At 59.1% G+C, this 25,673-nt stretch carries 19 protein-coding genes; 10 read left to right on the top strand and 9 right to left on the bottom strand.

Annotation, left to right across the window (positions count from 1 at the left end; translation table 11 throughout):
- Window positions 1-146: 146 nt before the first annotated feature.
- The 4 genes from topA (at window position 147) to RQ593_RS01180 (ending at window position 6,872) form a co-directional block, all read left to right on the top strand.
- The gene (gene topA / locus RQ593_RS01165) at window positions 147-2,963 is read left to right on the top strand and encodes a type I DNA topoisomerase (protein WP_311449587.1); all 2,817 of its coding nucleotides are present in this window, start codon (window positions 147-149) and stop codon (window positions 2,961-2,963) included.
- Between the two features lie 267 nt (window positions 2,964-3,230).
- Window positions 3,231-4,202: a Ppx/GppA family phosphatase gene (locus tag RQ593_RS01170; protein WP_311449588.1), complete on the top strand. Its 972-nt coding sequence runs from the start codon at window positions 3,231-3,233 to the stop codon at window positions 4,200-4,202.
- Window positions 4,203-4,313: 111 nt separating this feature from the next.
- Complete coding sequence (locus RQ593_RS01175) at window positions 4,314-5,915, top strand: hypothetical protein (protein WP_070688638.1); 1,602 nt, start codon at window positions 4,314-4,316, stop codon at window positions 5,913-5,915.
- Between the two features lie 408 nt (window positions 5,916-6,323).
- Window positions 6,324-6,872: a DUF6609 family protein gene (locus tag RQ593_RS01180; RefSeq protein ID WP_311449589.1), complete on the top strand. Its 549-nt coding sequence runs from the start codon at window positions 6,324-6,326 to the stop codon at window positions 6,870-6,872.
- Window positions 6,873-6,948: 76 nt separating this feature from the next.
- Here RQ593_RS01180 and RQ593_RS01185 read toward each other — a convergent pair whose 3' ends face one another.
- On the bottom strand, window positions 6,949-8,346 hold the full coding sequence (locus RQ593_RS01185; RefSeq protein WP_311449590.1) for a chloride channel protein: 1,398 nt from the start codon (window positions 8,344-8,346) through the stop codon (window positions 6,949-6,951).
- A 322-nt stretch (window positions 8,347-8,668) separates the two neighbouring features.
- On the opposite strand from RQ593_RS01185, the gene proC reads away from it, so the two are divergent.
- Window positions 8,669-9,514: a pyrroline-5-carboxylate reductase gene (gene proC, locus RQ593_RS01190; RefSeq protein ID WP_303979783.1), complete on the top strand. Its 846-nt coding sequence runs from the start codon at window positions 8,669-8,671 to the stop codon at window positions 9,512-9,514.
- A gap of 190 nt (window positions 9,515-9,704) precedes the next feature.
- Here proC and RQ593_RS01195 read toward each other — a convergent pair whose 3' ends face one another.
- Window positions 9,705-10,367: a TrkA family potassium uptake protein gene (locus RQ593_RS01195; protein WP_060824354.1), complete on the bottom strand. Its 663-nt coding sequence runs from the start codon at window positions 10,365-10,367 to the stop codon at window positions 9,705-9,707.
- Complete coding sequence (locus RQ593_RS01200; protein ID WP_311449591.1) at window positions 10,360-11,979, bottom strand: potassium transporter TrkG; 1,620 nt, start codon at window positions 11,977-11,979, stop codon at window positions 10,360-10,362. The genes RQ593_RS01195 and RQ593_RS01200 overlap by 8 nt, the downstream gene beginning before the upstream one ends.
- 434 nt (window positions 11,980-12,413) lie before the next feature.
- Here RQ593_RS01200 and RQ593_RS01205 point away from each other — a divergent pair, with 434 nt between their 5' ends.
- The 4 genes from RQ593_RS01205 (at window position 12,414) to RQ593_RS01220 (ending at window position 17,109) form a co-directional block, all read left to right on the top strand.
- The gene (locus tag RQ593_RS01205; RefSeq protein WP_311449592.1) at window positions 12,414-13,739 is read left to right on the top strand and encodes a metalloregulator ArsR/SmtB family transcription factor; all 1,326 of its coding nucleotides are present in this window, start codon (window positions 12,414-12,416) and stop codon (window positions 13,737-13,739) included.
- 99 nt (window positions 13,740-13,838) lie between these two features.
- A complete protein-coding gene (locus tag RQ593_RS01210; protein WP_311449593.1) occupies window positions 13,839-15,887 on the top strand; it encodes an FCD domain-containing protein in 2,049 nt (682 codons plus the stop codon).
- Between the two features lie 263 nt (window positions 15,888-16,150).
- Window positions 16,151-16,249, top strand: coding sequence for a 30S ribosomal protein bS22 (locus RQ593_RS01215; RefSeq protein WP_005504750.1), 99 nt, complete (start codon window positions 16,151-16,153; stop codon window positions 16,247-16,249).
- Between the two features lie 170 nt (window positions 16,250-16,419).
- The gene (locus RQ593_RS01220; RefSeq protein ID WP_311449594.1) at window positions 16,420-17,109 is read left to right on the top strand and encodes a histidine phosphatase family protein; all 690 of its coding nucleotides are present in this window, start codon (window positions 16,420-16,422) and stop codon (window positions 17,107-17,109) included.
- 134 nt (window positions 17,110-17,243) lie between these two features.
- Here RQ593_RS01220 and RQ593_RS01225 read toward each other — a convergent pair whose 3' ends face one another.
- From RQ593_RS01225 to gluQRS, 6 genes are all read right to left on the bottom strand, one after another.
- Window positions 17,244-17,657, bottom strand: coding sequence for a PLD nuclease N-terminal domain-containing protein (locus RQ593_RS01225; protein WP_311449595.1), 414 nt, complete (start codon window positions 17,655-17,657; stop codon window positions 17,244-17,246).
- Between the two features lie 128 nt (window positions 17,658-17,785).
- Window positions 17,786-18,700 carry a 1,4-dihydroxy-2-naphthoate polyprenyltransferase gene (locus tag RQ593_RS01230; RefSeq protein ID WP_298699948.1) on the bottom strand — a complete coding sequence of 305 codons (915 nt, stop codon included), beginning with the start codon at window positions 18,698-18,700 and terminating at the stop codon, window positions 17,786-17,788.
- A gap of 125 nt (window positions 18,701-18,825) precedes the next feature.
- Window positions 18,826-20,238, bottom strand: coding sequence for an AMP-binding protein (locus RQ593_RS01235; protein WP_311449596.1), 1,413 nt, complete (start codon window positions 20,236-20,238; stop codon window positions 18,826-18,828).
- Between the two features lie 201 nt (window positions 20,239-20,439).
- Window positions 20,440-21,393 carry a 1,4-dihydroxy-2-naphthoyl-CoA synthase gene (locus tag RQ593_RS01240; protein ID WP_311449597.1) on the bottom strand — a complete coding sequence of 318 codons (954 nt, stop codon included), beginning with the start codon at window positions 21,391-21,393 and terminating at the stop codon, window positions 20,440-20,442.
- Between the two features lie 138 nt (window positions 21,394-21,531).
- Window positions 21,532-23,019, bottom strand: coding sequence for a sodium/proline symporter PutP (gene putP / locus RQ593_RS01245; protein ID WP_311449598.1), 1,488 nt, complete (start codon window positions 23,017-23,019; stop codon window positions 21,532-21,534).
- 379 nt (window positions 23,020-23,398) lie between these two features.
- The gene (gluQRS, locus tag RQ593_RS01250; RefSeq protein ID WP_311449599.1) at window positions 23,399-24,424 is read right to left on the bottom strand and encodes a tRNA glutamyl-Q(34) synthetase GluQRS; all 1,026 of its coding nucleotides are present in this window, start codon (window positions 24,422-24,424) and stop codon (window positions 23,399-23,401) included.
- Between the two features lie 308 nt (window positions 24,425-24,732).
- Between gluQRS and RQ593_RS01255 the strand changes: the two genes are divergently transcribed.
- Entirely contained in the window at window positions 24,733-25,641 is a 909-nt protein-coding gene (locus RQ593_RS01255) for an MBL fold metallo-hydrolase (protein WP_311446239.1), read from the top strand.
- The last annotated feature ends 32 nt before the right edge of the window (window positions 25,642-25,673 follow it).

The raw sequence follows: 25,673 nt of genomic DNA on the forward strand, positions 1-25,673 counted from the left end.
ACCGAGCGCACCACATCAACCCAACATAAACTACACCCCCACCGATCACCTCACCCCACGTACACCACACCCTGTCGGCGCCCACAAGCGCCAGCGTAGGTTATGGTTGAATACGTAGCTTTTCAACACACAGATAGAGGAGTGCCGTGCCCGCTCAGGCAAAGACCGGAAAAGCCCTGCTGATTGTGGAGTCTCCCTCCAAGGTCAAAACCATTAGCAGCTACCTCGGCGAGGACTACCTCGTCGACTCGTCCATGGGCCATATCCGCGACCTTCCGCAGCCCTCCGAACTGCCCGAAAACCTCAAAAAGAGCCCCGTCGGCAAGTTCGCTGTCAACGTTGAAGAGAACTTCGAACCCTACTACGTGGTCAACCCCGACAAGAAGAAAAAGGTCGCCGAACTCAAGCGCAAGCTCAAAGAAGTAGACGCGCTCTACCTGGCAACCGATGGTGACCGCGAAGGTGAAGCCATCGCATGGCACCTGAAGGAAGTCCTCAAGCCCAAGGTACCCGTCTACCGCATGACCTTCCCCGAAATCACCCGGGAAGCCATTCAGCGTGCCTTCGGCGAACTGCGTGACATCGACCTGCACCTGGTCGACGCGCAGGAAACCCGCCGCATCCTCGACCGAATCTACGGTTATGAAATCTCCCCCGTGCTCTGGCGTAAGGTCGGCCGCGGCCTCTCCGCAGGTCGCGTGCAGTCCGTCGCAACCCGCCTCGTGGTCGAGCGCGAACGCGAACGCATGGCATTCGTCGCCGCCAACTACTGGGACCTGTCCGGACGCTTCCTGACCGCTGCCTCCGAAGGCTTCGACGCCAAGCTGGTCGCCGTGGACGGTCAGCGTATCGCCACTGGCAAGGACTTCGCCGACGACGGCACCCTCAACTCTTCCAAGGTCACCCACCTGAACGAGGAAGCCGCCCGTGCGCTCGCCGCAGCCCTGCAGTCCGCCGCGTTCTCGGTACGTTCCGTTGAGACCAAGCCGTACAAGCGCCGCCCGGCAGCGCCGTTCACCACCTCCACCCTGCAGCAGGAAGCCGCACGTAAGCTGCGTTTCTCCTCCCGCGTGACCATGCAGGTGGCGCAGCGCCTCTACGAAAACGGTTACATCACCTACATGCGTACCGACTCGGTGGCACTGAGCGAGCAGGCTATCTCCGCCGCACGCCGTCAGGCATCCGAGCTGTACGGCGCCGAGTTCGTGCCCTCCGCACCGCGCGTGTACACCTCCAAGAGCAAGAACGCGCAGGAAGCACACGAAGCAATCCGTCCCGCGGGTGACACTTTCCGCACCCCGGACGCCGTGCGCGGCGCGCTGTCCAACGACGAGTTCCGCCTCTACGAACTGATCTGGAAGCGTACCGTCGCCTCCCAGATGGCTGACGCGACCGGTTCCACCGCCTCCGTGCGCCTGGGCGCCGTGGCGTCTAACGGCCAGGACGCTGAGTTCGCTGCATCCGGCACCGTCATCACCTTCCGCGGCTTCCTCGCCGCCTACGAGGAGGGCGTTGACGCATCCCGCGTGGCTGAGCGTGAGGCGAAGGACGCTGAGAAGCGCCTGCCGAACCTGACCACCGGCGAGGCACTGACCGCCGAGGCTATTGAGCCCGCCGGCCACGAGACCCTGCCGCCCCCGCGCTACACCGAGGCGTCCCTCGTGAAGACCCTGGACGAGCTGGGCATTGGCCGCCCGTCCACCTACGCGGCGGTTATTTCGACCATCATGGACCGCGGATACGTGAACGTTCGTTCTGGTTCGCTGATTCCGTCCTGGACCGCGTTCTCCGTGGTGCGCCTGCTCGAATCCAGCTTCGGCCCCTACGTGAACTACGAGTTCACCGCGCAGATGGAAGAAGACCTCGACCGCATCGCACGCGGCGAGGAGTCCCGCGTCGAGTGGCTGGGCGAGTTCTACTTCGGTGGCGGCTCCAAGCGCGGCTTGAAGCCCATTGTCGATAACCTCGGCGAGATTGACGCCCGCAGCATTAACTCCATCCCGATTGCGGACGGCATTGTGCTGCGCGTGGGCAAGTTCGGCCCCTACCTGGAGGCTGAAGGCACCCTCGACACCGAGACCGGCGAGCTGACCGAGCCGGTTCGCGCGAACGTACCCGCCGACCTGGCACCGGACGAACTGACCGAAGCGAAGGCACGTGAACTGCTCGAACAGGGCAAGTCCGACGGCCGTGTGCTCGGCGTGGACCCCGCCACCGGCCGCCAGATTGTGGCTCGTGACGGCCGCTTCGGCCCCTACGTCACCGAGGTGATCGAGGAGATGACCGAGGAGCAGATTCAGGCGTACCTGGACGCTCAGCCGACCGAGTACTACAAGAACGGCAAGCCCAAGCCGAAGAAGAAGCCGAAGCCCGAGAAGCCGCGCACCGCGTCCCTGTTCAAGTCCATGGACCTGGCGACCGTGACCCTGGAGCAGGCTCTGCAGCTGATGAGCCTGCCGCGCGTGCTCGGTACCGACGCTGAGGGCGTGGAGATCACCGTGCAGAACGGCCGCTTTGGCCCGTACCTGAAGAAGGGCACGGACTCCCGCTCGATTGGCAGCGAGGACGAGATTTTCACGATTACGCTGGAGCAGGCACTGGAGATTTACTCCCAGCCGAAGCAGCGCGGTCGTGCGGCGGCTAAGCCTCCGCTGGCTGAGCTGGGCGTGGACCCGGTCAGCGAGAAGAAGATCGTGGTGAAGGACGGCCGCTTTGGCCCGTACATCACCGACGGTATTACGAACATTACGGTTCCGCGTGCGGAGTCGGTCGAGTCGCTGACCCACGAGCGTGCGGTGCAGCTGCTGGCTGACAAGCGCGCGAAGGGCCCGGTCAAGCGTAAGACCGCCGCGAAGAAGACCACCACGGCTAAGAAGACGACTGCTAAGAAGACGACTGCAAAGTCTACTACCGCGAAGAAGACGACCACTCGTAAGACCGCGGCAAAGAAGACCGCCGAGTAGCATTTCTACTTGAAGGCGCAGGATGCGTCCCGAACCCCTTAGCGGGGTGGGGCGCCTCCTGCGCCTTTTGCGTGCCCTAGCTTTTGAAGCCGGGTGCGCGTTTTGTGCGCGTGCTGTGTTTCTTAGGCTTGCGCTGTGCTGATGCTGGGCATCTGCCCGGATTGTTTGCGGAGTGAGCCGCGCCTCTGACAGACTGGGAGAGGCGCCGCACCTGCGGTACCGCACACAGATAGTATCCCGCCGCGGGGCGGGGGAGGGGAGCGCACCATGCGCCTGGGAGTTCTGGATGTCGGGTCGAATACGGTCCACCTGCTGCTGATTGACGGTAGCCCTGGAGCGCGCCCCGAACCGTACGCATCCCATAAGATTCCGCTGCAGCTCGTGCAGTACCTCGATGCTGAGGGCAACATTTCGCAGGAGGGTGCGGACGCGCTGACCCGCTTCGTGACCAGTGCCCGCGACTTCGCGATTGAGAATGAGGCGGAGGACCTGCTGGCGTTCTCCACGAGCGCTATCCGTGAGGCGGGTAATGGTGCGTCAGTGCTGCAGCAGGTGCGTGAGCAGACCGGCGTGAGCCTGAACGGTATTTCGGGTGATCAGGAGGCGGCAATTACGTACTTTGCGGTGCGCCGCTGGCAGGGCTGGGGCGCGGGCCGCATCCTTGATTTTGATATTGGTGGCGGCTCGTTTGAGTTTTCGACGGGTACGAATGCGTTGCCGGATGCGGCGATGAGCGTGCCGTTGGGTGCGGGCCGTCTGACGCGTGAGTTTTTTGATGAGCAGCCGCCGAGCCCGAAGCAGGTGAAGCGTCTGCGTAAGTATGTGCGTGAGCAGATCGCCCCGGTGGCGGAGAATCTGTTGCGTTATGGTGCGCCGGATATGACGGTGGGTACGTCGAAGACGTTCCGTTCGTTGGCGCGTATTTGTGGTGCGGCGCCGTATTCGGCGGGCCCGCATGTGAAGCGTGAGATGCATTTGCAGGATTTGCGCCTGTGGACTCGTCGTATGGAGGCGATGACGGTGTCTGAGCGTAGCGATTTGCCGGGTGTTTCGAAGGCGCGCGCGGAGCAGATGCTGGCGGGCGCTATCGCTGCGGAGGCGGCGATGGAGGCGTTCGGGGTTGAGACGATGCGCGTGTGCCCGTGGGCGCTGCGTGAGGGCCTGATTCTGAAGCGTATTGAGCACCTGGCGGAGGGTACGGGTACTCCGGTCAACCCGAAGACCCTCCTGGGTGAGTAGAACATGATGATGAACCCCGCAGGCTGGTGCGTAACGGGCACCGGCCTGCGGGGTCACCGCTTATAACGTGTATATCCCGCCGACAAAGATGTAGGAAAGGAACAATCACCGATGAAAATCGAAGACATTATTGACGAGGTCAACGAAGCCTGGGGTGAAGAGCACGAAGAAAAAAGTAGAAAAATATTTTGGGATAACCTCGTCCGTATCCCATGTTGGGAATTTTTTCTGTGGACGTTAGTTTATTTATCACCATTAATTATTCTACTTCCTGCTTTATTTATTTCGTCTGAAAAAACTGGAAATCTTCCACTGCCTTTGGCGCAATTTTGGATTAACATACCATACTATTTGCTGGATATAAGGGCTGGAATTATTGTTTCACTTGCCAGCATTCTATTGAGCTTATATGTGAGTGTGGGTAAATTTGCTGATGGGGTAGAAGGAGTTAGTGGTGATGCGCGTCGAGCCACGTATAGAAAGTTTGCCCGTATTGTTGGTGAAATTGTCTTTGTGGTGTTTGTAATTAATTTTTGGTATGGACTTATTGCTGGGTATCTTCAAGGTACGTCTCTTGTGCCGCTTGGGCCCTGGAGTGTTGGTCCGGGGTGGGGCAAGCTCATCGTTTCCGAGCATATCAACCTTACTCGCTATCAAGAAATTCCTTTATGGGTTCTGTTATTTTTTGCCTGGTTTACCATGGTCTCTTCTCGAATGCTTACTTATAGTGAAAAAGATATATTGGTTAGAAGCTCAATTTATCTTGACAGGTTAAAGAATGCGAATGGAAACGGAAGTATGTCATATTCTAAAGAATACGACATAGCGAAGTGTGAGTTCGAAGAAGAATTTTTTGGGAAGCAAATAGGGGGAAATGATTTATTTATCCCTGGCAGATCTCTTTCTCGTAGAGAAGGTGCTTACTCTGGGATGTTCTACTCCGGTGTAAGATACATGGGGTTTGGTGTTAATGTGGGTGTGAAGTCTTATGTTTTCCACCGGCAATTTCGGAACATTTTTATTTCATGGATTTTTGTGAGTATTTTGGCGATAGCTACCATGTGGATTAACGGTTTTATCCTTGTGATCATCGGAAGTGTTTTTTATGGCACATATTTATCTATGGTTATCCAGTCTAGTGTTAATCTTGACTCGAATATATATAAATTAAATGTTTTGCGGTTGAATAAGGGGTATCGCAGGGTTTTTGAATATGTATCGTTTTATTGGAAAAATTGGATGAATAGATTGGCTGCTTATATATCTAGTAGCCTTGTGTTTATGTTTGTATTGGTGGAGTATCAGGGTGATTTAGCTAATGTATTTGAATTTCTTGGCCTTTCGGATGGGGCAGCTTCTGCACTTTTTCTCATAGTTTTCTTGGTGATTTCTATAGGATCAACAGTTGTTATTGTTTATGTGGTGGAAAAGTTTGTCTATCTGTCAATGAGGCGGATCATAGGAGAGCGCTCTGCTGTTGCTCTGGAGAAAAATATAAAATATTCTGAACTTTTGGAAGAGGATAAGGGGAAAATCGACTTTTTGATGGTTGCTTATATCTATTGTTTAATGCTTGAAGTGAATAAATACTATATGGATTATAAAGCTGAAGTGGGACATGTTGACTTATCGCCGAACCAATCTGAATTGATTAGAATCAGGTATTCCAGGCCGGCTATATATAAGGAATTGAAAAGCCCTAGTCATAAGTAGTCTGGCCAAAGGTAAATATTGAGGAGCCACATGTGTTTCGAATAGCAACTTATAATGTGGCTTCTGGAAACATATGTGGCTTCTCACTATGTGGGGCTATAACCTCCTCCAGAGTTTGTGCCATAGGTTAGCGTCTTCTGCCATGGTTTTTAACTACGACCAAAGACGCTAACCTATGGCACAACTTTCAGTGCAGCACGATAAAACAAAAGTTGCCCCGGACGCGCACGCATCCGGGGCCGCCCCTCGTTTCTTAGGGGGATTTTATCGCCATCTTGATACAATCACAGAGGGTGCAATTAGCACACAGAAGGGTTGGAGTATATTAATATATGGCAGAACTTTTCACAATAAAATTTAGTGGCGCGACAAGAGAATTAATTTCACGAGAGACTATTGGAGGCATCGATGGCTTTTCTAAGCTACAACAAAGACGAAAAGTTAGAATTTAATTACAAGAGGGCCTGCGGGTTGTGGCTAATTACGGTGGCGGTAGTTATCGCAATAGCCATCATGGCCGGAGGAAAGCAAATAATAAACATGCAAGTATTCAGTATCGGCTATGTCGTCAGCTTTTTCTCAATCAACATGAATAAAAAGGTGCTGAATAGACTAGCCGATGGCCCTTCGAGTGAATTTCAAAAGAAAGTATCTTCGCGTGCCGTTATTCTATTATTTGTCTTAATGGTTTTGCTGGGCGGCCCATTCTTCGCAACAGAAAATTGGAGACTGATTTGGCTGGGAGCGCTGATGGCAACTGCACTGCACTTCTTCCCATACTATTTTGTGCATGGAAAGTCAATGATATACCTGGGTCTTATCTGTGCCATTAACGTGTTTGCGGGATATATTTTTACCAACATTCCGTTAGAGGTCATTGCATATATTGACGCGGCAATTAAGATCGTATTCGGAATTTATCTGCTATTCCTTTCAAAGCCGTCAAAACAAAAGTAAGGCAATTCTTCGGCATAGCAAAACAAGGCGGCCCCGGACGCACACGCATCCGGGGCCGCCCCCTTACTTCTGAAAGCTACTTCTTAGAGCCGAACACACGCGTCCACACCCAGCGGGTCAGCACCGCCGTGCCCACCGCAACCGCCATCGGCAGCCACGCACTCGCACCCTGACCCGTAAAACCAATCAACAACGTCAACGCAGACAGCGGCGCATTCATCGAAATACCCAAAAACGCCGCCGTACCCGTCAATGCCGCCGCATACAACACCATCGACGCGCCACCCGGCACCCCGTCCAAAGCCGGGAATGCCCACAGCACCAGCGCCGCCACACAAAACGCAGCCGCCGCACCCAACGCCAAACCCGGCGTCAATGTACCGCCATACGAACCCGAACGCAGACTCAACAACACCACAGCGGCCTTCGCCACGCACAGAGCCAACACATACCCGGCAGCCGCCGCAGACAAACCGCCCGCAGCCGCATCCAGCGACACATTAAACGTGTGCTGAGTCAGCAGACGACCATTACCCAGAATCTCCGGAAGCCACAGCGAAACCACCGCGACCAGCACAAACGCCACCGGAATACGCCACAACAGAGAACGGTCCTTCGCCTTAATCTTCTCCGCACGCTGCGACAGCGCCCTAAAACCCAGAGCCAGCGGAGCCAACACCACACCCGTCAACGCCGCCACCGTCAGCGTCGTCGCATCCAACGGAAGCTGCGGCACCGGGTACGTCGGCGCACTCGAAATCACCAGATTCGCCGTGACCGTAGCCGTCCATACCGTCACCGCACCCACATACAGCGACCACAGGCTCAGACCCGCGGCCATCGCCTCGATAAGGTACACCAGGCCACCAATCGGCACCTGATACACCGCCGCCAGACCGGACGCCGCGCCCGCCGCCACCAGCAGGCGACGCTCGCGATCACCCAGCAGCAGCGAACCATCCGGGCGAGTGCCACCAATGCGCTCCAGCAGGCGCGCGCATCGACCCGCAGCCAGGGCGCCCAGCTCACGAGGCGCGACCTCCTTGCCCACCGGGGAGCCCGCACCCACCGCAACAATCTGAATGACCGAATGGGAAATCTGCCGCCACAGCGAAGGCTTAAGGTCCTCCTCGGTAGCGCCCGCAATCTGCGCCTTCACGCTCACCACGCGCCGACCACCCGACTGCAGGTAATACCAAACCAGCGCCACGAACGGGCCCAGAGCCGCAAAAACCAGGGCACGACGCGCCGGGTCAGCACCGTCAGTCACCATCGGGTGATGCCCCTCAGAATGACCGAACGCCAACTCCTGCATGAAGTCCAGAACGTAGTGCAGGGCAATCGCACCCAGACCGCTGAACACGCCCGTGACCAGCGCGGCAAGGGTCAGCCCCAGCAGGAGACGAAACGAAAAAGAACGGGAACCCGCAGGATTCTGCGGGCTATTTAGAGAAGATTCAGTATGAGAAGACATAGAAAAGGGGTTTGTGTGTTGCGTGCTGTGTGGTGTTGGAGGCTCCATACCCGGCGAAAACCGGGCAAACAAAGCCAATTTAATTCTACGCCCGCACTTATTTACCTCTCAGCGGTGTGCCAAAGAACGAGAGTGCCAAAGATGAGAAGCAACGCCGTGCGCAGAGTGAAGCCGCCACCCCAGAAAAGCACATGAAACACGAGCCAGGTCACATGCCCGTAGCCGCACCCGCTATGCTGGAAGGGTACGCCTCCACACGCCCGCCGCACACAGCACACCGCGCACCCGCAGGGCGCAGGCACCCCATTAGGAAGGATCAACGATGACCGCAACTATTGCTTTTCTCGGCACCGGCTCCATGAACGGCTCCATCGCCGCAGGTCTGCTCGCTGCAGGCCACGACCCCGCCCACATCCGCGCCACCGTACGTAGCGAAGAATCTCGCGCCGCCCTCGCCCAGCGCCTCGGCGACAAGGTAGAAATCATCACCACCGGCGGCGAAGCTGACGGCAACCACAAGGCAACCGCCCACGCAGACGTCGTGCTACTCGGCGTGAAGCCCTACGGCATCGTCGAACTCGCCCGCGATATCGCACCCGCCCTCGCCCCGAATGCTGTTGTGGTGTCCGTTGCTGCTGGCGTGACCCTCGAAACCCTCGCCGAGTGCCTTCCCGCAGGTCAGCCCATTGTTCGCTGCATGCCGAACACCCCCTCCTCCGTGGGCAAGGGCGTGCTCGCCATCTCCACCACCGACACCGTGAAGGACGAGCAGAAGAAGCTCGTCGAAGAGGTCCTGGGCACCGTCGGTCTGGTCGTTGAGGTCCGCGAGGACCAGATGGATGCGGTCACCGCTGTCTCCGGTTCTGGCCCGGCATACGCGTTCCTGCTTGCGGAGGCGATGGCCGCCGCCGGCGAGAAGCTCGGCCTGGATGCAGACACCGCGCTCAAGCTTGCCAGCGCAACCGTTGCCGGCGCGGGCTTCCTGCTGGATACCAACCCGGATGCGCCCGCCCTGCGCCGCGCCGTGACCAGCCCGAACGGCACCACCGAGCGTGCGCTGAATACCTTCGTGGAGGGCGGCCTCTTCCAGCTGACCGAGGACGCGATGCGCGCCTGCGCAGCGCGTTCGGCAGAAATGAGCCAGCTGTACACCGCTGACGAGGACTAATCAGCGGGGACTAACCAGTGGGGACTAATGCCGCTCAGTAGCGCCGCTCTGACTAGGTGAAACTACAGAAAACTGGGTAAAACTACAGAAAAACAGCCTCTTCCCGGCAGAACGGGAAGAGGCTGTTTTTCTATGTCTATGCGCGGGCTCCTAAGGCGTGGGTTCCTCAAGATAGCAAGGAAAACTGCACTTAGGGGCGCGCCGCGAAACGCTCAATCAAATCCACCTGACCGGACACAATCAGAATGTCACGCGAGTGAATGCGGGTGGTCGCGTCCGCGTAGGTGAAGTCCTCACCGGGGGACTTAATGCCGACCACAGACACGCCGTACTTGGAGCGGATATCCGACTCTGCGAGGGTGAAACCGTGGGTTTCCTTCGGCGGGCGCATCTTCGCAATTGCGAAGTCGTCATCAAACTCAATGTAGTCCAGCAGTCGACCCGAGACGAGGTGCGCGGCGCGGCGGCCGGCGTCCGCCTCCGGGTAGACCACGTGGTGCGCGCCAATACGCTCCAGAATCTTGCCGTGCGCGGGAGTGATAGCCTTCGCCCAGATACGCTCCACGCCAATGTCTACGAGGTTCGCGGTAATCAGCACGGACGCTTCCACGGAGGTGCCCACACCCACCACAGCGGAGCCGAACTCGTCCGCACCCAACTGGTGCAGGGTGTCGATATCGGTCGCATCGGCGGAGACCACGTGGGTCAGCACGCCGGACCATTTCTGCACCAGCTCGGGGTCCTTCTCAATCGCAAGAACCTCTTTATTCTGCAGGCGCAGCTGGGCAGCCACAGCCGAACCGAAGCGTCCCAGGCCGATGACGAGGACGGGGGCGTTATGTGCACTAGCCAATGGTGGGCCTTTCTTCGGGGAACTTGTAGAGGCGGCGGCGTGAACGCATCGCCAGGCCGGTTGCGGCGGTTGTTGTACCCACACGACCAATGAGCATCAGAACGCTGAGCACGTATACGCCTGCCGGAGGTAGGCTGGCGGAGAGGCCGTTCGAGAGGCCGCAGGTCGCGAAGGCGGAGATGACCTCGAAGATGACTTCTTTGAGATCTGCGCCGCTGATGATAAGAATCGATGCGGCGCCAACAGCTACCACGGTAGCACCCATAACAATCACAGAGATGGCAATGCGCAGAGAGGATTCGGGGATGGTGCGATTGAACGCTACGACCTTCTGGTCACCTCGCGCCTCGGCAAGAATCGATAGGGCAATCACGGCGATGGTGGTGACCTTCACGCCGCCTGCGGTCGAGCCGGAGCCGCCACCAATGAACATGAGCGTATCCGTCAGCAGCGTGGAGACGGGGGTGATGGCGTCCATGTCAACCAGGTTGAACCCGCCCGAACGCATCATCACGGAGGCAAAAATGGCGTTGAGGATTTTATCGCCGGGAGAGTAGGAACCGATGGTTGCGGGGTTATTCCATTCGAAAAGACCCCAGAAGAAGGCACCGAAACCGAAGAAGAAGAGGGTGGTGACTATGGTCAGTTTTGCGGTGAGCTGCCAGTGCGATGGGCGGAAAGGGTTGCGCTGAATCGCAATGAACACGGGGAAGCCGAGCGAGCCGAGGAACACCGCGATGCAGATGGGCACGAGCAGGAAGAGATCGTGGCCGTAGGGCACGATACCGTCTGAGTGCGGGGTGAATCCGGCGTTGTTGAAGGCAGAGACGGCGTAGAAAATGCCGTGCCACAGGGCCTCGTGTGGTGCTTCACCGAGCGCGAGGAATCGCGGGGTGAGGAGCATTGCAATGAACGCTTCGATGGAGAAAGACGCGTACGCCACCGCTTTGACGATGCCGCCGACCTCGCCGAGTCGGCTAATATTCAGGTCTTCCTGGGCGATGAGTTTGGTGCGCAGACCCATTTTGCGGCCGATAGCCAGCGCCAGCAGGGAGGTGATGGTCAGCGTGCCCAGGCCACCCACCTGGCAGGCGAGAAGAATCATTGCCTGACCGAAGGTTGACCACTGATCTGCTGTGGAGACGGTGGTCAGACCGGTCACGGTGACCGCGCTGGTTGAGGTGAAGACCGCGTGGTGTAGCGCGACGCGCTGCCCGTCTGCCGAAGAAATCGGCAGGGACAGCATGATGGTGAAGAAGATGATGACTAGAAAGAAGGCACCGATTGCGGTGCGTGAGGGAGACGCCAGAACTGAGGAATCAATGAAGTCGCGGAAGCGTTCGAGAGTCTTCTGGTTGAACTCTAGTGGGGTTCGTTTGCGCTGAGTCTTGGGGTCTTCGTGGTCACGTAGGGTAGGCAGACGGTCAAGATCGATGCCGGGCACGCTGGTGAGGATGCTGAGCTTTTCAGCTTCGAGGCGGTCGCGGCGGCTTCGGCGAACCTGCTGCTTTTGCGGTTCGGAGGTGGCACCGCTGAGGGTGTCCCAGCGGCGGTTGAGCTGGCCCTGGGGGTGGTGGTGTCGGCGCCGGGTGCGGCGGATTATGCGTCCCATGCGCCTCCTTCAGCGGTGTCTGGGTGTTCTTCAGCGGGTGTTTGGGTGTTGGTATGTTGGGTGGCGGTTTGAGCCTGTGTTTAACGCCTTCTAGTGTATCGCGCCGGGTGCCTGCTGAGGGGGTTGAGGCTCTGGTGGTTCGGGGGTAAATATGTGAGTTCGGAGAAGACGTGTGGCTGGTTTTGTGGGGTGGAGCCACGAAAACTATATATTCTGTATTGGTTATATAAGTATTGAGGGGTTTGCTGGGTCGCATATGCCTAGGATGAGATACAGGAAACCACCATGAGATGTGATAGGCACTTCATGCTTTTCTCCCCTTCAGCGCTCCATATTGAGCTAGTACTCAGTAGTCTTTCAGAATTTTTGAAGGTATTTTCTGTATCAGCCTCATTCTAAGCTTGAGGTGCCACTTTATATGTCATAATCGCTATATGCATTCTGATGTTTTTTCTGTCATCGCGGATCCAACTCGCCGCCGAATTGTGCGTATTCTCGCTGAGCAAACCCACACGGTGGGTGCAGTGGTTGAAAAGCTGGGCATGAGCCAGCCGACCATTTCGAAGCACCTGAAAGTCCTTCGCGATGCAGATGTGGTCTCCGTGACCGTGGAGGGGCAGCGTCGCCTCTACTCCCTGAACCCGGATGTATTCGCCACCGTGACCGAGTGGATTAACGAGACCGTTCAGATTGCGCGCCAGTCCAATGAGGCGCACGTACCCGTGGCACTGCCCGGTGGCGTGACTGTATCTGCCTCCGATAAGGCGACGGCTGAGAAGCCGGTCGAGAAGACCTTCGAAAAGAGCGCTCCGAAGCCCGAGGCGACCGACTCTGAGACTCTCACCGTTGAGGCACCTACCCCCGAGGAAATCGAGCAGGCTCGCATTCAGCGCGCCCGCGCACAGCACATGACCCCCAGCGCGCGCATCTACTCGCGCCCTGCGGAGCAGGCTGCTGATAGCACCGCTTCCGAAGCTGTCGCTGAGAAGGTGGGAGCTGCTGAGCCTACCCCGCAGGAAGAGGCTGTGGATAGCACCCCGATGCGTCCCTTCACTCCCGCATCCTACGGTTACGACGCTGGGGTGACCCCCGCGGCGTCGGCACCCCCCGCTCAGCCCGCTACCCCCGCGGCACCTGCTGAGGCTAAGCCTGTCGTAGCGCAGAAGCCGGTGGCATTCCCTCAGCCTGCGGCTGTGGTGCCTTATGGTATCGACCCCGCTGCGGTTGTGGGTGGCTCGATTCAGCCTATCGCTGTGATTCCCGAGGCTGTTGTGCTTGAAAAGATCGCCGAGGAAAAGGCTACCGACGAAAAGGGCGCAGCTGAGAAGCCTGTTGCACCCGCTGAGTCCGTCAAGGAAGAAACAACCCGCAAGGAATTTGCAGCTGAGGATTCTGCAGCTGAAAAGTCTGTGATTGAGAAGAACGTAGTGGATGAAGCCGCAGCAGAAGAGCCCGTGAAGACTGAATCTATGAAGGCTGAATCCGTGAAGGCTGAATCTGCTGAGGAAGCAGCTTCGCCCGCAGAAGCTACTGAGAAGGCTGAATTCGGTAAGGTCGAGCCTGCCAATGATGAGCTCACCAATGATGAGTCCGTTGAGGGTGCGCCTGCTAAGGCTGAAGCCTCCGCTGAGGAGCCCGAGTATCAGACCATGCCCGCTTACGATTCGGTGTACCGCCCCAACGCTGAGACGAACAGCGCTGAGGCGAAGGATAACCACCGCGGTGGCCTCTTCGGCTTCCTGCGTGGCCGCCGCCGCTAAGACGGGCGGCTAGGGGCTGCCCTGCCGGTCACTTCCGGCATTAACTCTCTGTAAAGCACACACACTCTCACTCACTTTTTGACCGAAAGACGCATTCACGTGGCTATTCATCGTAAAATTCTGCGCTGGCTCGAGAACGAACTGTTCGAGGGCAACATTCAGCTGGGTCAAGATCTGCCCAGCGATAGCGAAATTGCGCGCGCTATTGGTGTGGGTCGTTCCCGTACCCGCGAGGCACTACGCACCCTGGAAGATATGGATCTGGTGCAGCTGTACAACGGCCGCGGCAAGGAAATGCTGGTGCACCTGAGCGATGAGCCGGCTTCCGCGGCGAGCGCCGCTCTGCGCCTGCACATGTCTAGCTCGCGTTACCCGACTCGTGACCTGGTGCAGACCCGTATTCTGCTGGAAAGCTGGGCGATTGCGCGTATTGACCCGAAGACCGCCTCCTTCGCGGAGCTGGACGAGGTCCTGGCGCAGATGGAAGATTTCGACCTGTCGATTCGTGATTTCCTGGAGCTTCTGCTGACTTTCCACCACCAGGTGATGCGTTGTGCGGGTAATGAGCTGCTGGTGGGTCTGCTCGCGTCGGTGCGTCAGCCGAGTTTTGAGTCGATGCTGTCGCTGGTGGGCCGTATGCCGCTGTGGAGTAGCGCTGTGGAGCGTCTGCGTGCTGAGAGCCGCGCTATTGCGGAGGCTCTGAAGGCGGGCGATTCGGCGACGGCGCGTGCCATGGTGATTGGTCAGCTGCGCGGCATGTATGCCGATGCCGGTATTGACCTGGAGCAGGAGGCGACCTCTGCGAACGGTCTGCCGGGTGAGCCGATTGCTTCTGAATTTGCGCCGGTTGATGTGGATGAGTTTGCCGCCGATGACTTTGACGATTTGATGCAGGATGATGCGTCCTTCGCTGATGTGGGGGCGTTGCCTGCCGCGGATGCGCCTGTTGTGGTGCCAGCTGAGCCGGCTCCGGTTTCTGTTCCGGTGTCTGCGCAGTCTGCTGACGTGGAGTATGAGCAGCCCGAACCCGAGGTTGCCCACGTTGATGAGGCTGCGTCTGAGATTCCCGCCGAGCCGACTGATACCTCTGCTGAGACTACTTTTGGCGCGGATGCTTCTGCATCTGACAAGGTGGAACGTGTCATTCCCGCTGCGTCCCAGCCCGCACCTGCTGTGGCTTCTGCTACTTCCGCCGCCCCCGCACAGCCTGCCGCTCATTCGGTGAGCCCGGATGTGCCGCTGAGCTTCGGCACCCCGCGCCGCAGCACCCCGGTAGCGCAGGCTGCACCCGCCTCCCAGGCTCCTGCCGCGCAGACTCTCAGCTCCCAGACTCTCAGCGGTCAGTTGTCGAGCGTGCCTGCCGCATACGCGCAGGAAGAGGCTGAGGGCCCCGCGAAGGTTCTGCGTGCTTCTACGGCGGCTCCGCGTCGTCGTAGCGGTCAGATTATTTCTCCGGTGCGTGCGACCATCATTAAGCCGGTGGATCGTAGTAGGGTGCTGACTGCGCCTGCCCGTACCGCGCGTCCTGCGGCTGTTGTGACTGCCGCGGCTCCTGCGGAGACTGAATCGGAGAACGTTCTGCGTGCTCCGGCGCGTCAGGAGGCGCCCGCCGTTCAGCCTGCTGAGCCTACCCGTCTTGAAGCGGCAGCGACCATCCACGACACCTATGAGAAGCTTCCGCATGATGAGCCGGTGCAGGAGCGCCGCGGCATCTTCTCGAAGATGAAGCGTTTCTTTGGCGTGGATGTGTACGAGCCTGAGGAAGCTCAAGAGAGCACCAAGAAGGAACAAACTGAGAAGAACCAGGCAGCGAAGGAGCCGGCTGTGAATGCTGAAGCGAAGCCTGAGCCCCAGCCCGCCGTGGATGCTGAGGCGCTGGCTTGTGCCGAGGCTGAGCGTGCTGAGCGTCTGAAGGCGCTGCACGCGGCGGCTGAGCAAGAATCTGCTGAGGAAAACTCTGCTGAGGAGGTTTCCGTAGAAGAGCCGGTTGAAGAAACCGCTGAGGAATCCGCCCCCGCGGAGGAGCCGGTCGAGGCTGACTCCCAGGCTGAGGAGAGCTCTTCTGAGGGTGCTGTAGCTTCTTCCGGTTCGGCGTTGTCTCATGGCCGAGCTAAGGGCTCGAAGAAGTCGAAGAAGAAGCGCCGTTAGGGTTGCCGAATCCCCGTTTTCGCCCGGAAATACCCCGAATATACCCGTTGGAAAAGCGGAAATTCAGGGAAAAACTCCTGAAATACCGCTCTCGAATGGTGAAAATGGGGGTAAACCTAGTACTCTAGGTAGGTAGCGCTCTAAAACGCAAGGGTATTTCTGTGCCTAAAATGCGTTTTGGATCGGTTATACCGGTATAAATATCCCCGGGTAGCTACCGAGTCGAATGGCTCGGCCGGGTACGAGTAAAGTGAGGAAATCCTATGGGTTCCGTTATCAAGAAGCGCCGCAAGCGTATGTCCAAGAAGAAGCACCGCAAGCTGCTTCGTAAGACCCGCCACCAGCGCCGCAACAAGAAGTAAATAGACTTCTTTCGCCCCGCCCTCCGTACGGAGAGGCGGGGTTTTTGCGTTCCTGCAGTTTCGCGGGCAGGGTTTTATGTGCGGGGTTTTGTACGCGGGTTTTGTATTTGTAGAGGGGATATGCGGGTCACCTGTTTGGGGTGCGGCGCGCTATCTGAGAGACTGGGATTATGACTGAAACTTCCACCATTAAAGTTCACCTCATGCGTCACGGCGAGGTGCACAACCCCGAGCGTATCGTGTACGGCCGTCTGCCCGGCTACCGTCTGTCCGATAAGGGCCAGCAGATGGTGCGTCTGAGCGCTGAGGAGTTCGCGGCCCGTGCTGAGCGCGGCGCCCGTTTCGTGCATCTGGTCTGCTCGCCGTTGCAGCGTACCCGTGAGTCTGCCGCCCCGGTTGAGGAACTGCTGGGCCTGACCGCGCAGCCGGATGAGCGCGTCATTGAGGCGGATAACTACTTTGAGGGTCTGCACGTGAACGCGCAGGAGCTGCTGAAGAACCCGCGTCACTGGACGAAGCTGTACAACCCGGCGCGCCCCTCCTGGGGTGAGTCGTACCTGAATCAGATTCGCCGTATGGCTGCGGCTGTTCAGGATGCGGCGCGTACCGCCTACGAGTTGGGCGGCGAGGGTGCGGAGGCGATTATTGTGTCGCACCAGCTGCCGATTTGGATTACTCGCCTGGGTGTTGAGGGCCGCATGCTGCAGCATGACCCGCGTGCCCGTGAGTGTAACCTGGCGTCGATTACGACCCTGGCGTTTAGCACTACTGATTTTGAGCATGAGATGCCGCATTTTGTGGGGTATTCGGAGCCTGCTGCACCGCTGTACGGTGGCGTGATTCAGCTGCCCGGTAGCTAGTTCCTCACGCTGTTTCGAGCATAGTATGAGGCTGTGAGCCCATCCGTTACGGATGCGCTCACAGCCTCTTTCTATAAACCTTGAGGGGCGCACGAGCTGCAAACCTACACGGGCTGCACACCTAGCTGTCCCGACTAGTTCTGCCCGTGACCCTGATTCGGCGTGCCGTCCTCGGGATCTTTACGTTCAGAGTCCTGCGTGTTGTTCGATTCTGCCTCGCGGCTACGGCGTTCGCGTTCTGCTTTTGCTTTGAGCCAGCGCAGGTACTCTTCATCGTCGTCGGGGGAAGAGACCGAGGGCGCCGGGGTGTTGCGTCGCTGGCCGAAGCCGGTGCGAGGAGCGCCTACTGCGGGCTGTGCCTTGGGGCGGCCCAGGATGAGCCACATGAGCGGGCCGACCACGGGGAAGAACAGGGTGACGAGAACCCACAGCCACTTGGGCAGGGTTCGCGCCTCGTGTGCGGGGGTGCGGACGGCGTCCAAGAGGGTGTAGAGGGTCAACCCCACGATGAGGGCGGCGCCGCCAATAATCAGCATGGCTCGAATCATAAGCACTACTATGACATACCGCCGCGTTATCGCAGAACTATGAACCGGGTGCCCGCTAGCGGCTTAACGGTGCGGCACTCCGGCGCGGTAAACCGGGGCAGATTCGTGCGTCGGCTTAGTAGCCGGTCTTAGTAACCGGTGAACACCTGAACCTCGTGGCTAATAATATCCAGCGAACCCAGCCACACGGCGAGGGCAAGAATCACGGAGTACACGAGCGCCACAATACCCGCCTGCTTGAGCACGGGGATCAGGTCGCGGCCGCCGCGCGTCCACACGGTCACGCAGGAGTGGATGGTTGGGCCGACCAGCAGGAAGATCAGTAGGAACCAGGGGTTCTCATCGAGCAGGAGCACGCCCAGACCCAGCGCCAGCGCCATCTCCACGATGTAGGTGATGCGCGACCAGCGTTCGCCCAGGCGAACCGCCATGGTCAGCTTGCCCGCCTCAATGTCGGTGGGAATGTCACGCACGTTATTCGCCATGAGCAGCGCACAGGAAATCAGGCCAATGCCGATAGCACCAACCCAGCCGAGCAGGGTCAGGGTGTGCGCTTGCGTGTAGAGGGTGCCCAGGGTCGCGACCAGACCGAAGTAGACGAAGACGAACACGTCACCCAGGCCCATGTAGCCGTAGGGATGCTTGCCGCCGGTGTAGCCCCACGCCGCGAAGACGCTGGAGGCGCCAATCGCCAGGAACCACCACTGGTTCGCCAGAGCCACCAGAGCAAGACCCGCAAGCATCGCCAGACCGAAGCAGGTGAAGGCGGCGTACTTGACGGAGCGGGGGCTTGCCACGCCGGAACCGACGAGGCGTAGCGGACCCACGCGGTCTTCGTCGGTGCCCTTGATGCCGTCGGAGTAGTCGTTGGCGTAGTTCACACCGACCTGCAGGAAGAACGCGACGAGGAACGCCAAGAACGCATAGAGCGGCTTGAATTCGTTAATCTCGTAGGCGGCAGCTGAGCCGGCAATAATGGGGGCGACGGCGAGCGGCAGGGTGCGCAGGCGAGCGCCTTCAATCCATTGGGCGGCAGTTGCCACGGGGGTTCCTTCCGGGTCTAAGTGCGTATGATGCGTGGGTGTTGTGCGTGAGGGGTTGTGACGGTAACGGTCAGGGCGTGCGGGCGGTTGCGTGTACGGGGTGAAAACCCGCGGATGAGCCTGCTTTAGCCCTGACGATAGTCTCTGTCCAGGATACTGTATATTTCTGCGCGGTCCGGCTTGCCGGTGCTGGTGAGCGGGAAATCCGGCAGGATGCTCAGCTGCTTGGGTGCGGCGGGGGCACCGAGCTTTTCGGCGCAGCGGGCACGTAGCAGGGCGCAGAGTTTTTCGTTCGGGGCGGGGCTATTCTCAGTAGGCGCAGCCGCGGCACCGGCAGAGGGTACCAGCGTGATCGCGGCGGCAATGGCTGTGCCCCAGCGGGCATCGGGTAGGCCGATGACGCAGGCTTCGCGTACGGCGGGGTGCTCTTCGAGGACGGTTGCCACGGCGCGGGCAGAGATTTTTACGCCTCCGCTGATGAGCACGTCGTCGCTACGACCGAGCACCTGCAGGTGCGGCTCGCTACCGTGTACAGCGCTGTCGGGGCCGTGCACAGCGCTGTCGGGGTCGTGCGTGGGGCTGAGCAGACCGTAGTCGTCGGTGCGGTACCAGCGGGTGCCGTCCGCGGCGGTGAAGAAGTGCTCGGCGGTGCGGGCGGCATCGCCAATGTAGCCGCTGGCGAGGTGCGCGCCGCTGATCCAAATACGGCCCACCTGCGCGGGCTTGCCCTCAATATCTGGCACGGCGGGCATGCCTTCTTCGGGCATGAGCTCCACCCGCACGCCGGGCAGAACGGAGCCGGAGTAGACGCATCCGCCGGCGGTTTCGGCACTACCGTAGGTGGTCACCGTGTTCAGCCCCAGCGCGGCGGAGGCGGCGAGCAGATCGGCGCTGGCGGGGGCGCCTCCGAGCAGGATCCCGGCGAAGGAGCCGAGCGCCTCGTGAATCTCAGCGCCCAGGGACGGGTTGGCGTCCGCGCTTTCAAGCAGCTTATGCAGCTGGGTGGGCACCAGGGAGATAAACCGGCGTGCCGAGCTCATGCGCTCAACCGCCTGCAGGAAAACTTCGGGGCTAAAGTGCACCGGTTCGGTCACGGAGCGGGCAATGACGGGGGCGGTACCGGCGAGTACGGAGCGGGCGAGCACCTGCGCACCGGCAATATAGTGCGCGGGAAGAGCTAGGAGCCACTGCGAGGCGGCATCGGAGTTTGAGTCGAAGAAGTTCTCGGTGGCTGCCGCGCTGGCGGCAAGAGCCCGCCCGGTCAGCGCGGTGCGTTTGGGGGTTCCGGTGGATCCGGAGGTTCCCACCACCAGGGCAATAGGCTCCTCAGCCTCTACACCCTCAGAGCCTGTGCTTTCCGTCTCTACACTCTCCGCACCAGCACCCGCCGCGTACCCACCCAGCAGCTGCTCAAAAGCACCCAGCATGGCGTGAGGGTCGGCGGGCTGATCGGCGCGCACCTGTACCGCCTGGGGGTGCAGGGCAGCCTCCTGCGGGGCGGGGGAGGGCACGAGCCCGGGTGCGGGGGTGTTCATCATGGCTAAATCCTTAGCGGCTGTTGGTAGCGGCTGCGTGCTGGCATGCGCCGTGTGTTATGTGCCGGGGCGTGTCATATGCCTGGGGGAAAAAGAAGGGCGGCATCAAATGCGCCGGAGCCGGATTCTTAGCTGAGGGTATCAGGGTTGAATCCGGCTCCGAGCCTATGCATCTGAAACTACTTCTGCGGAAGGGGCTGTCTCTTAGAAGTAGTAGGGGTAGTTGGACCAGTCCGGGTCACGCTTCTGCAAGAACGCGTCGCGACCCTCCACGGCCTCGTCGGTCATGTATGCCATGCGGGTTGCCTCACCGGCGAAGACCTGCTGGCCGAGCATGCCGTCGTCGGGCAGGTTGAAGGCGTACTTGAGCATGCGGATTGCCTGCGGGGACTGGCGGGCGATGTGCGCCGCGTATTCCAGGCCCTTGTTCTCGAGCTCTGCGTGGGGGACTACGTCGTTGACTGCGCCCATTTCGTACATGCGCTGTGCGTCGTATTCCTTGGCGAGGAAGAAGATTTCGCGGGCGAACTTCTGACCTACCTGGCGTGCGAGCAGTGCCGAACCGTAGCCTGCGTCGAAGGAGCCGACGGTTGCGTCGGTCTGCTTGAACTTGCCGTACTCTTCGGAGGCGATGGTCAGGTCAGCAACCACGTGTAGGGAGTGGCCGCCGCCTGCAGCCCAGCCGGAGACGAGGGCGATAACGACCTTGGGCATGGTGCGGATGAGGCGCTGCACTTCCAGGATGTGCAGTCGGCCTGCGCGTGCCGGGTCGATGCTTTCTGCGGTGTCGCCGCTGGCGTAGTGGTAGCCGTCGCGGCCGCGGATGCGCTGGTCGCCACCGGAGCAGAACGCCCAGCCGCCGTCCTTGGCGGAGGGGCCGTTGCCGGTGAGCAGTACGGTGCCTACGTTGGAGGTCATGCGGGCGTGGTCGAGGGCGCGGTAGAGTTCGTCCACGGTGTGCGGGCGGAATGCGTTGCGGACCTCGGGGCGGTCGAATGCGATGCGCACGGTGGGCAGATCGCGCAGGATTTCGCCGTTTTTGTCGCGCTCAACCTGGCGGTGGTAGGTGATGTCGGTGAAGTCTTCGAAGCCTTCGACGACGCGCCAGTCGGCGGGGTTGAAGATGTCTGAGACCTTTTCGGGAAGTTGTGCAGTCATAGACCCTATTCTACGTTGCCCAGATGTTGCTCAGGCATATAAGAAGGCCCGGACCGCGTGTGTGCGGCCCGGGCCTTAGAAGTTAGGTAAGGAACCTTACCCGGCCTCGGTTAGTTGTAGGCTACGGTTATTTGTGGGTTACTTGACCTTTGCGAGCTCTACCGCGCGGTCGAACTCTTCGTCAATGACCGGGTTCTTCTTGTAGGTGACCAGGGAGACGATGATTGCGACCAGCATTGCCGAAGCGAAGCCGGGAACCATTTCGTAGAGCACGGACTTCATCGGGCTCTGGCCCCATGCGAATGCCACAACGGCACCGGTGATCATGGAGGCGAGTGCACCCTGGGTGGTCAGCTTACGCCAGTAGAGGGAGAGCAGAACGGTCGGGCCGAATGCCGAACCGAAGCCAGCCCAAGCGAATGCGACCAGCTGCAGAATGGAGCTGTTGGGGTTCCACGCCAGGGCACCGGCGACCAGCGCCACGATTGCCACGCCTGCACGGCCGAGCCACAGGGACTTGCCTGCGCTGAGCTTCTTCGAGGAGAAGATGCCGTAGAGGTCCTCCACCAGAGCGGAGGAGCACACGATCAGCTGCGAGGAGAGGGTGGACATAATTGCCGCCAGAACCGCAGCCAGAATCAGGCCCGCGATGAGGGGGTGGAACAGAATCTGGGCGAGGTCCAGGAAGACCGACTCAGCGGTTTCGGGGTTGGTGAGGGACGCCTCGGGGTGGCGTGCAAAGTAGGCGATACCCATGAACGCGCCGCTCAGTGCGCCGAACACGGTCAGGACCATCCAGCTGATGCCGATGCGGCGGCCGGACTTAGCGTCCGCGGGGGTACGCATTGCCATGAATCGCACGATAATGTGCGGCTGACCGAAGTAGCCCAGACCCCATGCGAGGGACGAAATAATACCGGCGAAGGTGGTGCCTGCGAAGATGCTCAGCGCATCGGGGCGTACCTGGCTGATGGACTCAACCACGGGGCCCACGCCGCCGAGGTCAATAATAGTGACAACCGGAACGGCAATCAGTGCTGCGAGCATGAGCAGACCCTGAACCATGTCGGTGTAGGATGCGCCCATGAAGCCGCCGAAGAAGGTGTAGAACACGGTAATGCCTGCCAGCAGGAGCATACCGGTGTGGTATTCCTGACCGAAGGAAGACTTGAAGAACAGGCCGCCGGAGACCATACCGGAGGAGACGTAGAAGGTGAAGAACACCAGAATCACGACACCGGAGACGATGCGCAGCACGCGCTTGGTGTCATGGAGGCGGTTGCTCAGGAAGACGGGGACGGTCACGGCGTCGCCTGCTACTTCGGTGTAGCTACGCAGTCGCGGTGCCACGAACTTCCAGTTGCACCATGCGCCGATGGTCAGACCGACGGCGAGCCATGCCTGGGAGAGGCCGCTGAGGTAGACGGCGCCGGGCAGACCCATGAGGAGCCAACCGGACATGTCGGAGGCGCCCGCTGAGAGTGCGGCGACGGTGGGGGAGAGCTGTCGCCCGCCCAGCACATAGTCGTCGAGGCTGTTGTTCTTGCTATTTGCCCATAGGCCGATTGCGATCATGGCAACAAAATAAATCGCCAGCGCGATGACCTGGTATGTACTCGCGGCCATAATGTTCCTTCTCTCCTGGTGATAGTGTGCGTCTGTGTATTTATGCGCGACTTCATAACTTTATGAGTGGCGTAGGATACAGTCTAGGCTTTGAAGGGCTGAAAATAAAGTCTATTTGACGCTTAGGAGCGAGGAACTATGGAATAAATATGTATTTGTTGTGTAAAATCCATGGTCGTACACGTGGGTCAATGTGGGAGCGTGTGCGAAAAAGTGCCCGAAAAATCCCTAGAATTCAGGGTTTCGGGCACTTCGGTGCAAGAGAAGTAGTTTAAAAGCAACGCAAACGTTCAGAGACGTATGCATCTAAAACGAATTAAACAAAAAATTTAAAAGCCGTTCGGAGTGTTGAACTGTTACACGACAATGTCACAGAGGCTTAGAGATCCCTCACGACCCACGGCTCAGTAGCCATGCGAGCCGGGTCAAAACGCTCCAAAATCGCCGCCGCATTAGGCACCGGAACATCCGCCGAATGGGCAGAACCATCCGCGTTATACACCGGAATAGAAGCGGCAATCCACCCCAAAATCCTCGGGATTTCAACGCCCGCCTCACGCAGTTGCGGCAGGGTTACCGCACCATCACGCTTCGCCAGACGCTTACCCTCCGTATTGAGCGCCAGCGGCACGTGAGCGTAACGCGGCTGCGCCAAACCCAAAAGCTGCGCCAAATACGACTGGCGAGGCGCCGAAGGGAGCAGGTCATCACCGCGCACAATCTGCTCAACCCCCACAAACGCATCATCCACCACAGACGTCAGGTTATAGGCGTAGGTGCCGTCATTGCGCACCAGCACAAAATCATCCACCAGCCCCGTGTAGGCGCCGTAAAAATCATCCTGCACCGTGTAGCTCGTGCACTCGGCACGCAGACGCAGAGCCGGCGGACGCTGGGTGCGGCGCTCTTGCCGCTGTGCTTCCGTCAGCTCACGGCAGGTACCCGGGTATGCACCCGGCGCACCGTGCGGGGCGCTCGATGCCTCCTGAATTTCGCGGCGGGTACAGAAACACTCGTAGACGAGGTTCGCCTCGCGCAGCTGCTGAACCGCCTGCTCATAGGCGGCAAGGCGCGTGCTCTGATACAGCACGCCTGCTTCCTTGCCATCAGTGCTTTCGCTACCCTCAATGCGCTCTGTCGCAGCTCCGGGGCTTGCATCCCAATCCAAACCCAGCGCCGCCAAATCAGCAATCTGACGCTCCGCGGCACCCGGGCGCACGCGGTCCAGATCCTCCACGCGCAGATAGAAGGGCTTGCCACCGCGGCGCGCCATCGCCCACGCCAAAATAGCGGTACGCAAATTGCCCAGATGCAAGTCCCCCGAAGGGGAAGGAGCGTAGCGTCCGGTACCGCTGGGGAAAGGCTGAGTTGAGGGGTTGGAAGAGGGGGTAGGGGAAGAAGTCATACTCCTATCCTATAGGGGTGTTAGATGCGGGTTTAACCGCGCGCACAACTCTGGGTTGAGTGGTGTTGAGGCATAAATATTGCTTCTACGGATGCGCATCGGGCTCTTTGAGGAGCTCCTGTGGTGATGATGGGCAGTTCAAACAATCCGGAGAGGTTGATAAAGCTCACCACTTTCTTGACGCTAGAGATACGTTTGTACAAAATAATGCACTTTCATTGCCTTGAATTGTTACCGAACCGTAAATTTCTGTTCTCTGAAGCCCGAATAGCCCCTCAGGCGCTAAAAATTCCAGTAGGGTTGTATCTATGGCTCGTACTATTGAACTCGCAGACGGCGTGTACCGTATTGCGACCGACAACTACCGACTGAACACCGGACTGGTCCTCGGACTGGAACGTGCACTTGTCGTGGATACCGGCGCAGGTCCCCGTCAGGCAACCGAAATTTATGATGAGGTTCGCCGTCTCACGCGCCTTCCTATTACCGTCGTAAACACTCACGGACACTATGAGCGTTTCTTCGGCAACGATGTTTTCGCGGCAATGGGTGTCGAAGAATTCTGGGCGCACCCTCGCGCCGCGCGTGCAATCCGTAAATACGGTGAGGCGCAGCGTCCCTATGTCGAGACGCTGGAACCGGAAATGGCACACAAGCAGGGTGCTGCCACCAATATTGTTGTTCCCAACCGCCTGGTCGCCAATAGGGGTGACGGCATCACTTTCACTCCCATCGACCTGGGTGAGCGTAGCGCAACCCTCATGTACATGGGACCCGGTCACACCGACGGTGACATTATGGTTGGTGTTGAAGACGTGCTGTTTATGGGCGGTCTGATTGAAGAAGGCACCGACCCCTACTTTGAGGATTCTTTCCCCGATCGTTGGATCGATACCCTCGGTGCCGTGCTCGAATTTGACCGCTACCGCGTGTTTGTGCCCGGTAACGGTGAGCCGGTGGACCGCACCTTCGTGGAGCGTGAGCGTAACACCATGGTGACTGCTATTGAGTCGATTCGTTCCTCCACTTTGGATCGTGATGACGAGGCGACGACCGCGGCAATGTATAAGCTGCCGTACGCACCGGGTGCTACTCGCTTCCTGCTGGATCGTTTGGCTCAGCTTGAAGGTGCACCGGTGGCGGCATATCTCGAAGCGGATCACCCGGATACCAGCGGTTTCACGGGTCCGATTACTCTGGGTCAGGCATCGTACTAAACCCCATATGCAATATGCCTCATAGAGTATAA

The organism is uncultured Rothia sp. (assembly GCF_963507905.1).
Taxonomy (GTDB): domain Bacteria; phylum Actinomycetota; class Actinomycetes; order Actinomycetales; family Micrococcaceae; genus Rothia.